Origin of the sequence: Paludibacterium purpuratum (genome assembly GCF_004363805.1) — a bacterium.
GTDB classification, from domain to species: Bacteria; Pseudomonadota; Gammaproteobacteria; order Burkholderiales; family Chromobacteriaceae; genus Paludibacterium; species Paludibacterium purpuratum.
This window is the reverse complement of the sequence record NZ_SNZP01000004.1, coordinates 159,169-172,067: the sequence shown is the minus strand read 5'-3', so window position 1 is coordinate 172,067 and position 12,899 is coordinate 159,169. Positions and strand designations below refer to the sequence as shown.

The following is a 12,899-nucleotide window of genomic DNA, read 5'->3' as shown; positions in this document are numbered from 1 at the left end:
GCGGAAGGCGCGATTATCTCATGATCTGCTTGGCTTTTGCGGACGCTTCCAGCCTGGAATCGTCACTTGGCGCGCGCGGGCAACGGTCAGTTCGCCCGCCGGGGCATTCTTGGTGACCACCGAGCCGGCGCCGACAGTCGAGCCGGCCTCCAGCGTGACCGGCGCCACCATCAAAGTGCCGGAGCCGACGAAGACGTTGTCCTCGATCACGGTGCGGAACTTGTCGACACCGTTGTAGTTGACGGTCACGCAGCCTGCGCCGACGTTGACTCGGCTTCCGATACTGGCATCGCCGACATAAGTCAGGTGGTTGACCTTACTGCCTTCGCCGATCGTGCTCTTCTTCACTTCGACGAAGTTGCCGATATGCACGTGCCCGGCCAATGCGGCGCCCGGACGCAGGCGCGCGTAAGGGCCGATCTTGCAGGCTTCGCCGACCGTCGAATCTTCCAGCAGGCTGAACGGCGCGATTTGCGTGCCGGCGGCGACCTTGACGTTCTTCAGCACGCAATGGGCGCCGACCGTCACGTTGTCGCCCAGTTCGACCTGGCCTTCGAAGATACAGTTGACGTCGATGCTGACGTCGCGGCCGCAAACCAGCTCGCCACGCACGTCGATGCGCGTCGGGTCGAGCAGGGTCACGCCGGCCTGCATTAGCGCCAGTGCGCGATTCTGTTGATAGATGCGCTCAAGTTCGGCCAACTGCACCTTGTTGTTGACGCCGGCGGCCTCGAAGGAATGCGGCACCACGGCGCTACCGACGCGCACGCCGGCGCGGTGCGCCAGACCCAGCACGTCGGTCAGGTAGTACTCGCCTTGGGCATTGTCGTTTTTCAGGCTATTGAGCCAATCGGCCAGTTGGGCATTGGGCAGCGCCAGGATGCCGGTGTTGATTTCCTGGATCTGGCGCTGCGTATCGTCGCAATCCTTTTCTTCGACAATGGCGACAGCGTTGCCGGCGGCATCGCGCACGATGCGGCCATAGCCGCTCGGGTTGTCGACGATATCGGTCAACACGGCCATTCCCTCGCCCGCCGCGGAAAGCAGGGTTTGCAGGGTTTCCAGCCGGGTCAGCGGCACATCGCCGTACAGCACCAGCGTGGTGCCGTCCTGCGGCAAGGCCGGCAGCGCCATCTTGAGCGCGTGGCCAGTGCCGAGTTGTTCGCTTTGCTCAACCCATTGAATGTCCGCATCCGCGATACGAGCGCGCACCTGCTCGCCGCCGTGGCCGTAAACCACCACCAGGCGTGCCGGATCGAGCGCGCGCGCGGTGCGGATGACGTGCGCCAGCATCGGCTCGCCCGCAATCGGGTGCAGTACTTTGGGCATGGAGGAATACATGCGCTTGCCTTTGCCGGCAGCGAGAATTACGACGCTTGGACGTTGCATAGGATTGGTCAGAGTCAAAAATAGGAAAAGGCTGCCCCTCGCGGGACAGCCTACTATACACGAATCGTGAGTTTCCTTTTAGACCTCTATCAGACAGAGGTCTTAATGGTGACGCTTACGGAGGTAGTCCAGCGCCTTGAGCTCGGCGATGGCCGTCGCCAGCGCGGCATGCGCGCGCGCGGTCGACTGGTCGTCGGTGGCTTTCTTCAACGCGTCTTCGGCGTTGCGCTTTGCCTCGTTGGCGCGCGCTTCGTCGAGGTCTTCGCCGCGGATGGCCGTGTCGGCCAACACAGTGACGAGTTCCGGCTGCACTTCCATGACGCCTCCGGAGACGGCCACCAGGACTTCATCCTTGCTGCCCGGAACGGTCAGGCGCAGAATGCCCGGCCGAATCTGGGTCAACAGCGGAATGTGTCGCGGATACACACCGATTTCACCCTCTTGCGCCGGCGCCACCAAAAACTCGGCTTCACCGGAATAGATGAGCTGCTCGGAGCTGACCACTTCTACCTGCATCTTGGACATGAGCCCTCTCCTTAGTTAAGGGTCTTGGCTCTCTCAACCGCCTCTTCAATGGCGCCCAGCATATAGAATGCCTGCTCCGGAAGATGGTCGTACTCGCCGCCGAGAATAGCCTTGAAGCCCTTGATGGTGTCCTTGAGCGACACGTACTTGCCCGGGGAGCCGGTGAACACTTCGGCCACATGGAACGGCTGCGACAGGAAGCGCTGGATCTTACGGGCGCGAGCCACGATCAGCTTATCTTCCGGCGACAATTCGTCCATACCCAGGATCGCGATAATGTCGCGCAGTTCCTTGTAGCGCTGCAGGGTGGACTGCACGCCGCGGGCCACGGTGTAGTGCTCTTCGCCGACAACCAGCGGATCGAGCTGGCGCGAGGTGGAGTCGAGCGGGTCGACGGCCGGGTAGATACCCAGCGAGGCGATGTCGCGCGACAGTACCACGGTCGCATCCAAGTGCGCGAAGGTGGTGGCCGGGGACGGGTCGGTCAAGTCATCGGCAGGCACATAGACGGCCTGGATCGAGGTGATCGAACCGGTGCGGGTCGAGGTGATGCGCTCTTGCAGACGGCCCATTTCTTCCGCCAGCGTCGGCTGGTAGCCCACGGCGGACGGCATACGGCCCAGCAAGGCGGACACTTCGGTACCGGCCAGGGTGTAACGGTAGATGTTGTCGATGAACAGCAGCACGTCGCGGCCCTTGCCGGTGGCATCCTTCTGGTCGCGGAAGTACTCGGCCATGGTCAGACCGGTCAGCGCCACGCGCAGACGGTTGCCCGGCGGCTCGTTCATCTGGCCATACACCATCGCCACCTTGTCGAGGACGTTGGAGTCCTTCATTTCGTGGTAGAAGTCGTTCCCTTCGCGGGTACGCTCGCCCACGCCGGCGAACACGGACAGGCCCGAGTGCGCCTTGGCGATGTTGTTGATCAGTTCCATCATGTTGACGGTCTTGCCCACGCCGGCGCCGCCGAACAGGCCGACCTTACCGCCCTTGGCGAACGGGCACAGCAGGTCGATCACCTTGATGCCGGTTTCCAGCAGTTCGGTCGAGCTCGACAGTTCGTCGAACTTCGGTGCGGACTGGTGAATGGCGCGGACTTCTTCGGACTGTACCGGACCGGCTTCGTCCACCGGGTTGCCCAACACGTCCATGATGCGGCCGAGGGTGGCATTGCCTACCGGTACGGTGATCGCCGCGCCGGTATTCTTGACAGCCATGCCACGCTTCAGACCGTCGGAGCTGCCCATGGCGATGGTGCGCACGACGCCGTCGCCCAGCTGCTGCTGGACTTCGAGGGTCAGGTCGTGGTCAACCAGCTTCAGGGCATCATAAACCTTTGGCATGGCGTCGCGCGGAAACTCCACGTCGACGACGGCGCCAATGATTTGTACGATTTTGCCTTGGCTCATTATCGGTTCCTAAACTTGTAAACTGTTACGGCGCGCGCGTTATACCGCGGCGGCTCCGGCCACGATTTCGGACAGTTCGGTGGTAATCGCCGCCTGGCGCGACTTGTTGTACACAAGGCGCAATTGCTTGATGGCGTTGCCCGCGTTGTCGGTGGCGGCCTTCATGGCGACCATACGCGCCGCCTGCTCCGAGGCCATGTTCTCGGCCAGAGCTTGGTAAACCACCGATTCCAGGTAACGACGCACCAGCACGTCCAGCACGGAGAACGGGTTCGGCTCGTAGAGGTAATCCCACGAGGGTCCGCTTTCCACGACCATCTGCTTCGGCTTCACCGGCACCAATTGCTCGTCGACCGGTTCCTGTTTCATCGTGTTGATGAACTTGGAATACACCACGTGGATGACGTCCAGTTCACCTTCCGCGTATTTCTCGAACAACACGCGCAACGGGCCGATCAGGCGTTCCATCTTCGGCACGTCACCCAGTTGGGTGGCGCTGGCCGCGATGTTCAGGCCCGCCCGTTGGCAGGCCGCCAGACCTTTTTGCCCCAAGCAGCACACGTCCACCTCGATGCCCTCGTCGGTCAACGACTTCACCTGGGCGAAGAATCGCTTCAGGGTGTTGACGTTCAAGCCGCCGCACAGGCCTTTGTCCGAGGTGATCAGGATCACCCCGGCACGCTTGACCGGGCGTTGCACCAGCATCGGGTGCACCACGTCGGTCATATTGGCCATGGCAAGGTGGCCCATGACGGTGCGCACCTTTTCGGCGTAAGGACGGGCAGTGCGCATACGCTCTTGCGTCTTGCGCATCTTGGAGGTCGACACCATCTGCATTGCGCGCGTGATCTTCTGCGTGTTTTGCACGCTACGGATCTTGGTGAGAATCTCTTTGCCGACTGCCATATCCTGAACCTTTCGTATGTCTCGTAAGTAGTGAGTCAGTCAAAAGGTCAGTGGTAGCTGAAGCCGGCTTTGAAGGATTCCATCGCCTTGACCAGAACCTGTTCCTGCTCGCCGGTCAGTTCGCCGGTACGGTCAACGTCGGCCAGCAAAGCGCCGTTGTTGGCACGCAGGTCGGCCAGGAACGCGGCTTCGAATTCCAGTGCCTTCTTGACCGGCACATCTTCGTAGTAGCCCTTGTTCACAGCCCACAGGGTCAGCGACATTTCGGCAACCGACAGCGTGGCGTACTGGTTCTGCTTCATCAGTTCGGTCACGATCTCGCCGTGCAGCAGCTGCTTGCGGGTGGCTTCGTCCAGGTCGGAGGCGAACTGCGAGAACGCAGCCAACTCGCGGTACTGGGCCAGCGCGAGACGGATACCGCCGCCGAGCTTCTTGACAACCTTGGTCTGGGCGGCGCCGCCGACGCGCGATACCGAGATACCGGCGTTGATGGCCGGACGGATACCCGCGTTGAACAAGTCGGTTTCCAGGAAGATCTGGCCGTCGGTAATCGAGATCACGTTGGTCGGTACGAACGCGGAAACGTCGCCCGCCTGGGTCTCGATGATCGGCAGCGCGGTCAGCGAACCGGTTTTGCCGGTCACGGCGCCATTGGTCAGCTTGGCCACTTCGACATCGTTGATGCGCGAAGCGCGTTCCAGCAGACGGGAGTGCAGGTAGAACACGTCGCCCGGGTAGGCTTCGCGGCCCGGCGGACGGCGCAGGAGCAGCGAGATCTGACGATAGGCCACGGCTTGCTTGGACAGGTCGTCGTACACGATCAGGGCATCTTCGCCACGGTCGCGGAAGTACTCGCCCATGGTGCAGCCGGAGTACGGCGCGATGTACTGCAGCGCGGCGGCTTCGGAAGCGGTGGCGGCAACCACGATGGTGTGGCCCAGCGCGCCGTGCTCTTCCAGCTTGCGCACCACGTTGGCGATGGAGGAGGCCTTTTGGCCGATCGCTACGTAGATGCAGACAACGCCGGTGCCCTTTTGGTTGATGATGGCGTCGAGCGCAACGGCGGTCTTGCCGGTCTGACGGTCGCCGATGATCAGCTCACGCTGACCGCGGCCGACCGGTACCATCGAGTCGATGGCCTTCAGACCGGTTTGCATCGGTTGCGATACCGACTGACGGGCGATCACGCCCGGTGCGATCTTTTCGATCGGCGAGAACTCGGTGGCACCGATCGGGCCCTTGCCGTCGATCGGCTGACCCAGCGCGTTCACCACGCGGCCGATCAGTTCGCGACCGACCGGCACTTCCAGGATGCGACCGGTACACTTGACTTCGTCGCCTTCGGAGATGTGCTCGTATTCGCCGAGAATCACGGCGCCCACGGAGTCACGCTCCAGGTTCATGGCGAGGCCGAAGGTATTGCCCGGGAATTCGAGCATTTCGCCCTGCATCACGTCCGCCAGGCCGTGGATCCGGACGATACCGTCGGTGACGGAGATAACCGTACCCAGGGTACGGGTCTCTGCGCCAGCCGACAGATTCTGGATCTTGGCTTTGATCAGATCGCTGATCTCAGAGGGGTTCAACTGCATGATCTCTCCTAATTCTTGAGGCTTGCCGCCAGGGCGTACAGTTTGCCGCGGACCGACGCATCGATAACGTCGTCGCCGACCAGGACACGGGCGCCGCCGATCAGTTCGGGGTCAACCTTGACGTCGAGACGCACGGACTTGCCGTAGCGCTTGGACAAGGTGGCCACCAGCTCGGCCGCTTGACCGTCGGTCAGCGGATAGGCGGACTGCACGCGGGCTTCGATCGCGCCTTCGGCCTCGGCCTTCAACGCGGCGTACTGCTTGGCGATTTCCGGCAACAGCATCAGTCGGCTGTTTTCGATGAGCATGGCCACGAAGCGTTTCACCTCGTTGTCGGCGCGCTCGCCCAAAACGTCCAGGAACAATGCCTCAATCTCTTCTGCGGTATGTTTCGGGTTGGTGACGGCATTCGCCACGTCCGGGTTGTTCACCATGGCAGCCAGCAACTCGAGCGCTTCGAGCCAGGCGTCGAGGCGCCGTTCTTCGCTTGCCAGACTGAATACCGCTTCGGCGTAGGGCCTTGCGACGGTAATGAGTTCTGCCATGAGTGTCTTAAAACTCCGCTTTGATGGAGGCGAGCAGATCGGCGTGCTTGGCCGGATCGATCTCGCGACTCAGGATTTGCTGCGCGCCGGCAACGGCCAGTTCGGCCACTTGCAGTCGCAGGGTTTCCTTGGTGCGCATGACTTCTTGATCGATTTCGGTCTTTGCGTCGGCCACGATGCGTGCGCTTTCGGCGCGCGCGGCGTCGGCCGCTTCATCGACGATCTGATGAGCGCGCTTTTCGGCAGCGTGCAGGATTTCGGTCGCTTGTTGGCGAGCCTTGCGCAGCTCGTCGGCGACGCGCTTCTCGGCAGCTTCCAGATCCTGCTTGCCGCGCTCGGCGGCGGACAAGCCGTCGGCGATGCGCTTGGCGCGAGCATCCATCATGTTGGTAAGCGGAGGCCAAACAAACTTCATGGTGAACCATACCAAGACGGCGAACGTCAGCGCCTGACCCAGTAATGTCGCGTTAAATTCCACGCTTGTTTTCCTCCAGTAGAGTGTCTACAACACCGTTTTCAGGCTGATTAACCAGCGTGCTGATGAATGGCGGCCAGGGCAGCGGACAGGAACGGGTTGTTGAAGGTGTACAGCAGGGCAACGCCGACACCGATCATCGATACCGCGTCAAGCAGACCGGCGATAATGAACAGCTTGGTTTGCAGAACCGCGATCATTTCCGGTTGGCGTGCGGAGGACTCCAGGAACTTGCCGCCCAGAATGGCGAAGCCGATGGCGGTACCGAGGGCGCCCATGCCAATGATCAGGGCAGCGGCCAGAGCGGTCATCGACTGGATCTGAGAAACGAATGCTTCCATTTAATTCTCCTAAGAACTTTGAAACACGTATGGTTGGAAAAAGGGTTTAAAGCTTTACGACTAAATCAATGGCTTTCGACTGCCAGGCTCAAGTACACGACGGTCAGCATCATGAAAACGAACGCCTGCAGCGTAATGATCAGAATGTGGAAGATGACCCACGGACCCCCCAGAGCCCATTGGCACCACCACGGCAGGAGCGCGATCAGAATGAAGATCAGTTCGCCGGCGTACATGTTGCCGAACAACCGCAAGGACAGCGAAATCGGTTTGGCCAGCAATTCGATCAACTGGAAGACGAAGTTGATCGGGGCCAGGATCAGGGTGCCTACCGGACCCGAGGCATGGAACGGCGCCGTCAGCAGTTCTTTGCCGTAGCCGCCCACACCCTTGTGCTTGATCGAGAAGGCGAAGATCAGGAACAGCACCGACAGCGACATCGCGAAGGTGGCGTTGACGTCGGCCGACGGCACCACGCGGAAGTACACGTGCTCGGGTTCCATGCCGAAGAAGCTGTGGCCGATCCACTGGGCGGCCGTCGGAATCAGGTCGACCGGCAGCATGTCCATGGCGTTCATCAGGAACACCCAGCAGAAGATGGTCAGCGCGAGCGGCGCCACCAGCTTGCTCTTGGCGTGGAACACGTCCTTGACCTGGCTGTCGATCATTTCGATCAACGACTCGACGAACAGCTGCAGACGACCCGGGTTTTCCATCTTCGCGTTGCGCGCGACGTAGGCCATCACGATAGCGAACAGGAAACCGAGGAGCAGGGAAACGGAGAAGGTATCGATATGGACGCTCGAGAGTCCGTCGGCGGAATTCCAGAACGTCAAATGGTGCTTGATATACTCAGATGCGTTGCTTGCCATTGCGCTTTTCTCTGTTTATTTAATTAGAAGCCCGAACCAATAGCCGGATACCGCGGCAAGGTATCCGCAGAACAAACCGGCTACGGATAAATTCTTGTAATACACCAGCACGCAACCGAACATCGCCACGGTCAGCATGAACTTGACCGCCTCGCCCCGGAAATGCGCCCTCATCAGGACGCTGGGCGGAACATGGCGCTTGGCATAGGCGATCCGGCTGTAGACCCAGGCCGGTATCAACGCGGAAAGCCCCCCCAGGGACGTCGATACCACGACATTGGCGCGCATCCCCCCAAGGATTGCGCTCAGCGCCACCGCAGCCAGAACCAGTTTGAGCTGCAGGCGCAGCACTCGTGCTATATCCGGATTATTCATGTCCGATTTTGTGAAAAATCGCACGATTATAGGCTTGGCATGGAAGATCAGTCAACCGAGCGACCGCTCGAAACTGTTTGTAACACAGGATCATTCCATTGATTTTACTTGCAGTTTTTCTAATATCCCCTCCAAAGCCGCGACAGAAGAATATTCAATTGTAATTTTGCCCTTTCCGCCCTTTCCATGGCGGATGGCGACACCGGCGCCAAGATGTTCGGCCAGCGTGTCCGCCAGGCGCTTGACGTCGGGATCCTGCGGCGGCCGAACCGGCGCCGGGCGGTCTTCCTGCTGCGCGCGGCGTTCGACTTCGCGCACCGACAAGCCGTGTTTGACGGCCTCTTGCGCCAGTTTCATCTGTCGCTGCGGCGGTAAGGTCAACAAGGCGCGAGCATGCCCCATCTCCAGTTGGCTTTCATGCAACATGGATTGGATGGCCTCGGGCAGAGACAACAAACGCAACAAATTCGACACCGCGCTACGCGAACGTCCTAACGCTTGGGCGGCCGTTTCATGACTCATGCCAAATTCATTAATCAAGCGCTGAATGCCTTGCGCCTCTTCAATCGCGTCCAACTCCTGCCGCTGGATATTTTCTATCAGCGCCATCGCCAGCGCGGCTTCGTCCGGCACGGTTTTGATCACCGCCGGCAGCTCGGCGAGCCCGGCGATGCGTGCCGCGCGCCAGCGCCGTTCGCCGGCGATCAGCTCGTATTCGCCAAAGCCGACCTCGCGCACCACCACGGGCTGGATGATCCCCTGGGAGCGGATCGAATCGGCCAAATCGTTAAGCGCTTCTTCGTTCATGCGCGAGCGCGGCTGGTACTTGCCCGGGCGGATCAGATCGATGGCGAGCGTCTGCAAGCGGTCTTCCGCCGTTTCGGCAACGGAAAGCAGCGCATCGAGGCCGCGTCCGAGTCCTTTGAGTTTGACCATGATTTAGTGGGTTGCTTGTGCGGGTTCAGATTCAAGACGGGTCAACAATTCGCCCGCCAACGTTAAATAGGCTTGCGCGCCGCGCGCATTGCGGTCGTAGACCAGCCCGGGCAAACCATGGCTCGGCGCTTCGGCCAGCCGGATATTGCGTGGAATGACGGTCTCGAACACCTTGTTGCGGAAATGCTGCGCCAACTGATCGGCGACTTGTTGCGACAGGTTGCTGCGCGCATCGAACATGGTGCGCAACAACCCGAGGATCTCGATACGCGGATTGACGGCGGCGCGCACTTTGCGCAGCGTACCGACCAGATCGGACAAGCCTTCGAGCGCATAGTATTCGCACACCATGGGAATCAGCACGCCGTCGGCCGCCACCAGGCCATTGAGGGTCAGCAGATTGAGCGAGGGCGGGCAGTCGATCAGGATGTAATCGTAGAGGCCTTCGAGTTGCGCCAGCGCATTCTTCAACCGTTGCTCGCGCGCCAGTTCCTGCACCAGCTCGATCTCGGCACCGGCCAGATCGCGGTTGGCCGGCAACACGTCGAAGCCGCCCTCGCGCGCATGTTGGCGCACGTCGCGCGCGTCGGCGTGGCCGAGCAAGACGTGATAGATACTGTGATTGAGGGTTTGCTTGGCAATGCCGCTACCCATCGTGGCATTGCCCTGCGGATCGAGGTCGACGATCAGCACGCGGCGGCCGAGTTCGGCCAGACTGGCGGCCAAGTTGACCACGGTGGTGGTCTTGCCGACGCCGCCTTTTTGATTCGCGACCGCGATTATGCGGCTAGTCATTGCATCACCATTCTCACCAGATGGCGCTCGGCATCGAGGCCGGGCACGCTGACCGGCACCACTTCGCTGACCGCGATGTCGGCGGGCAATTGGGCGATCTCCTCGTAAGGGTAGACCCCCTTCATCGCCACGAACTGGCCGTCCTCTGCCAGCAAATGGCGGGTCAACTTAACGAATTCGGCCAGTTCGGCAAAAGCGCGACTGGTGATTCGGTCGAATTTCCGCTCCGGCTGGAATAGCTCAACCCGCTCGGTCATCACTTCGACATTGGGCAGTTTCAACTCGATTGCCGCTTGACGCAAGAAAGTCGTCTTTTTGTGGTTGGCGTCCAACAACACCACCTGCAGATCCGGGCGGGCGATCGCCGCCGGAATGCCCGGCATGCCGCCGCCGGAACCGACGTCCAGCAACCGCGTTCCGCCGTCGAGATGCGGCACCAGCGTCAGGCTGTCGAGCAAGTGGTAGCTGACCATGCGCTCGGTTTCGCGCACGGCGGTGAGATTGTAGGTTTGATTCCATTTGGCCAATAAGGCCAGATAGGCATCGAGCGAGGCCAATTGCCGGGCGCTCAGATCGAGCCCGATGCTTTCCAGCCCCAAAGACAGTTCGCTGATTGTATTTATTTTGCTCACCCTTACGTGTCACGAGTCCCGCGGGCGCCCCGCCGTGCCTTGGCCGGCGACGGCACCCTACCTTGTTATCGTCAGGCGGTTTTCTTGGCGTCGCCGAAACCGCGTTTCAGGTGCACCATCAGCAAGGCGATGGCCGCCGGGGTCACCCCCTGGATGCGCGATGCCTGCCCCAGGGTCTCCGGGCGCTGGCCGTTAAGCTTCTGCTGCACTTCCTTCGACAGGCCCGCAACCAGGGCGTAATCGATGTCCGCCGGCAACCGCACTTCATCCAGATTGTCCCGCCGCGCCAGTTCGTCGTTCTGACGGTCGATATAGCCTTGGTATTTGACCTGAATTTCCACTTGCTCGGCAACCACGTCGTCATCGACGCCGGCCTGGGCTTCCGGCAAGGCCATCAAGGCGGCATAGGTCACATCCGGCCGCTTCAGCAGATCGTGCAGATTGTACTCGCGCTCGATTGGCCGGCCGAGCAAAGCCGTCAACATGGCTTGGTCGCTACGCGCCGGATGCACCCACGTCGCCTTGAGCCGGGCTTTTTCCGCCTCGACGGCATCGCGTTTGCGGCAGAACGCCTCCCACTGCGCGTCGCCCACCAGGCCGAAGCGCCTGCCGGCCTCGGTCAGGCGCAGATCGGCATTGTCCTCGCGCAACTGCAGGCGGAACTCGGCGCGGCTGGTGAACATGCGATACGGCTCGGACACCCCCTTGGTAATCAGGTCGTCGACCAACACCCCCAGGTAGGCCTCGTCGCGGCGCGGACACCAGCCCTCCTCCTCGCTCGCCAACAGCGCGGCGTTCATCCCGGCGAACAACCCTTGGGCCGCCGCTTCTTCATAGCCGGTGGTGCCGTTGATCTGGCCGGCGAAGAACAAGCCGTGGATGGCCTTGGTTTCGAAGGTGGACTTCAAGCCACGCGGATCGAAGTAGTCGTACTCGATGGCGTAACCGGGACGCAGGATGTGCGCGTTCTCCAGCCCCGGAATACTGCGCACGGCGGCCAGCTGGATATCGAACGGCAGACTGGTGGAGATGCCGTTAGGGTAATACTCGTGCGTATCCAGCCCTTCCGGTTCGAGGAAGATCTGATGGCTGTCCTTATCGGCAAAGCGGTTGATCTTGTCCTCGATCGACGGGCAGTAGCGCGGGCCGACCCCCTCGATCACGCCGGTGAACATCGGGCTGCGGTCGAAACCGGAGCGGATGATGTCGTGCGTCTGCGTGGTGGTGTGGGTAATCCAGCACGGCAGCTGGCGCGGATGCATGGCGCGCGAACCCCTCACCGAAAACACCGGCTCGGGCGCGTCGCCCGGTTGTTCTTCCATGACGGAAAAATCGATGGAGCGGCCGTCGATACGCGGCGGCGTACCGGTCTTCAAACGGCCGACCGGCAGGCTCAATTCGCGCAGCTTGGCGCCCAGCACCGACGCCGCCTGGTCGCCGGCACGGCCGCCTGTGTAATTGGACAGGCCGACGTGAATCTTGCCGGCAAGGAAAGTGCCGGCGGTCAACACCACGGTCTTGCCGTGGAACGCGACGCCGATGGCGGTCTTGACGCCGATCACGCGCTCGCCTTCCAGCAGCAGATCGTCCACCGGCTGCTGGAACAGCATCAAATTGGGCTGGTTTTCCAGCATGTGGCGGATCGCCGCCTTGTACAGCACGCGGTCGGCCTGGGCGCGGGTGGCACGCACCGCCGGCCCCTTGGACGCGTTCAAAGTGCGGAATTGGATACCGCCAATGTCGGTCGCCAACGCCATGGCGCCGCCGAGCGCATCCACCTCGCGCACCAGATGCCCCTTGCCGATACCGCCGATGGACGGATTGCAAGACATCTGGCCGAGCGATTCGATGTTGTGGCTCAACAGTAGGGTCTGGCGTCCCATACGGGCGGCGGCGAGCGCCGCCTCGGTGCCGGCGTGACCGCCCCCTACGACGATGACGTCGAAATGCGTCGGATAAATCATGGCCTGCTCGAAATTCAGCTAAAAACGTATCATTTTACGTCAAATTCCGATCGAATTTAAGCTTTTGATTTCTTTCAATTCACATACAGCGGCGCGTTCGCCTCAAAACGGGCCGCGCCGCTGTAACCGGATAGTCATCGGCA

General features: G+C 61.2%; 14 protein-coding genes. All 14 read right to left on the bottom strand.

All coding sequences use genetic code 11. The features are described 5' to 3' along the window. Positions 1-18: 18 nt before the first annotated feature. Positions 19-1,389 (bottom strand): bifunctional UDP-N-acetylglucosamine diphosphorylase/glucosamine-1-phosphate N-acetyltransferase GlmU, encoded by a 1,371-nt coding sequence (glmU, locus tag DFP86_RS06235; RefSeq protein ID WP_133679255.1) that lies wholly within the window; start codon positions 1,387-1,389, stop codon positions 19-21. Positions 1,390-1,491: 102 nt separating this feature from the next. Next, complete coding sequence (locus tag DFP86_RS06230; RefSeq protein ID WP_133679253.1) at positions 1,492-1,914, bottom strand: F0F1 ATP synthase subunit epsilon; 423 nt, start codon at positions 1,912-1,914, stop codon at positions 1,492-1,494. A gap of 11 nt (positions 1,915-1,925) precedes the next feature. Then, positions 1,926-3,323 carry a F0F1 ATP synthase subunit beta gene (gene atpD, locus DFP86_RS06225; protein WP_133679251.1) on the bottom strand — a complete coding sequence of 466 codons (1,398 nt, stop codon included), beginning with the start codon at positions 3,321-3,323 and terminating at the stop codon, positions 1,926-1,928. Positions 3,324-3,362: 39 nt separating this feature from the next. Next, positions 3,363-4,229: a F0F1 ATP synthase subunit gamma gene (gene atpG / locus DFP86_RS06220; protein WP_133679249.1), complete on the bottom strand. Its 867-nt coding sequence runs from the start codon at positions 4,227-4,229 to the stop codon at positions 3,363-3,365. Between the two features lie 47 nt (positions 4,230-4,276). Beyond that, the gene (atpA, locus tag DFP86_RS06215) at positions 4,277-5,821 is read right to left on the bottom strand and encodes a F0F1 ATP synthase subunit alpha (RefSeq protein WP_133679247.1); all 1,545 of its coding nucleotides are present in this window, start codon (positions 5,819-5,821) and stop codon (positions 4,277-4,279) included. Positions 5,822-5,829: 8 nt separating this feature from the next. Further along, positions 5,830-6,366, bottom strand: a complete 537-nt coding sequence (locus DFP86_RS06210) for a F0F1 ATP synthase subunit delta (protein ID WP_133679244.1) — start codon at positions 6,364-6,366, stop codon at positions 5,830-5,832. A gap of 7 nt (positions 6,367-6,373) precedes the next feature. Continuing rightward, positions 6,374-6,844: a F0F1 ATP synthase subunit B gene (locus DFP86_RS06205; protein WP_133679241.1), complete on the bottom strand. Its 471-nt coding sequence runs from the start codon at positions 6,842-6,844 to the stop codon at positions 6,374-6,376. Between the two features lie 47 nt (positions 6,845-6,891). Beyond that, positions 6,892-7,182: a F0F1 ATP synthase subunit C gene (atpE, locus tag DFP86_RS06200; protein ID WP_133679239.1), complete on the bottom strand. Its 291-nt coding sequence runs from the start codon at positions 7,180-7,182 to the stop codon at positions 6,892-6,894. A gap of 65 nt (positions 7,183-7,247) precedes the next feature. Continuing rightward, positions 7,248-8,054 carry a F0F1 ATP synthase subunit A gene (atpB, locus tag DFP86_RS06195; RefSeq protein ID WP_133679237.1) on the bottom strand — a complete coding sequence of 269 codons (807 nt, stop codon included), beginning with the start codon at positions 8,052-8,054 and terminating at the stop codon, positions 7,248-7,250. Between the two features lie 15 nt (positions 8,055-8,069). Next, a complete protein-coding gene (locus DFP86_RS06190) occupies positions 8,070-8,429 on the bottom strand; it encodes an ATP synthase subunit I (RefSeq protein ID WP_133679235.1) in 360 nt (119 codons plus the stop codon). A 90-nt stretch (positions 8,430-8,519) separates the two neighbouring features. Then, positions 8,520-9,365, bottom strand: coding sequence for a ParB/RepB/Spo0J family partition protein (locus DFP86_RS06185; RefSeq protein ID WP_133679233.1), 846 nt, complete (start codon positions 9,363-9,365; stop codon positions 8,520-8,522). 3 nt (positions 9,366-9,368) lie between these two features. Then, positions 9,369-10,160: a ParA family protein gene (locus DFP86_RS06180; protein ID WP_133679231.1), complete on the bottom strand. Its 792-nt coding sequence runs from the start codon at positions 10,158-10,160 to the stop codon at positions 9,369-9,371. Then, positions 10,157-10,783, bottom strand: coding sequence for a 16S rRNA (guanine(527)-N(7))-methyltransferase RsmG (gene rsmG, locus DFP86_RS06175; protein ID WP_133679489.1), 627 nt, complete (start codon positions 10,781-10,783; stop codon positions 10,157-10,159). Before rsmG ends, DFP86_RS06180 begins: the two co-directional genes overlap by 4 nt. A gap of 80 nt (positions 10,784-10,863) precedes the next feature. Beyond that, the gene (gene mnmG / locus DFP86_RS06170) at positions 10,864-12,756 is read right to left on the bottom strand and encodes a tRNA uridine-5-carboxymethylaminomethyl(34) synthesis enzyme MnmG (RefSeq protein ID WP_133679229.1); all 1,893 of its coding nucleotides are present in this window, start codon (positions 12,754-12,756) and stop codon (positions 10,864-10,866) included. Between the last annotated feature and the right edge of the window lie 143 nt (positions 12,757-12,899).

Bases quoted from the DNA above. Each gene is read 5' to 3' on its own strand.
- glmU (WP_133679255.1), bottom strand. From the start codon at position 1,389: ATGCAACGTCCAAGCGTCGTAATTCTCGCTGCCGGCAAAGGCAAGCGC.
- DFP86_RS06230 (WP_133679253.1), bottom strand. From the start codon at position 1,914: ATGTCCAAGATGCAGGTAGAAGTGGTCAGCTCCGAGCAGCTCATCTAT.
- atpD (WP_133679251.1), bottom strand. From the start codon at position 3,323: ATGAGCCAAGGCAAAATCGTACAAATCATTGGCGCCGTCGTCGACGTG.
- atpG (WP_133679249.1), bottom strand. From the start codon at position 4,229: ATGGCAGTCGGCAAAGAGATTCTCACCAAGATCCGTAGCGTGCAAAAC.
- atpA (WP_133679247.1), bottom strand. From the start codon at position 5,821: ATGCAGTTGAACCCCTCTGAGATCAGCGATCTGATCAAAGCCAAGATC.
- DFP86_RS06210 (WP_133679244.1), bottom strand. From the start codon at position 6,366: ATGGCAGAACTCATTACCGTCGCAAGGCCCTACGCCGAAGCGGTATTC.
- atpE (WP_133679239.1), bottom strand. From the start codon at position 7,182: ATGGAAGCATTCGTTTCTCAGATCCAGTCGATGACCGCTCTGGCCGCT.
- atpB (WP_133679237.1), bottom strand. From the start codon at position 8,054: ATGGCAAGCAACGCATCTGAGTATATCAAGCACCATTTGACGTTCTGG.
- DFP86_RS06190 (WP_133679235.1), bottom strand. From the start codon at position 8,429: ATGAATAATCCGGATATAGCACGAGTGCTGCGCCTGCAGCTCAAACTG.
- DFP86_RS06185 (WP_133679233.1), bottom strand. From the start codon at position 9,365: ATGGTCAAACTCAAAGGACTCGGACGCGGCCTCGATGCGCTGCTTTCC.
- DFP86_RS06180 (WP_133679231.1), bottom strand. From the start codon at position 10,160: ATGACTAGCCGCATAATCGCGGTCGCGAATCAAAAAGGCGGCGTCGGC.
- mnmG (WP_133679229.1), bottom strand. From the start codon at position 12,756: ATGATTTATCCGACGCATTTCGACGTCATCGTCGTAGGGGGCGGTCAC.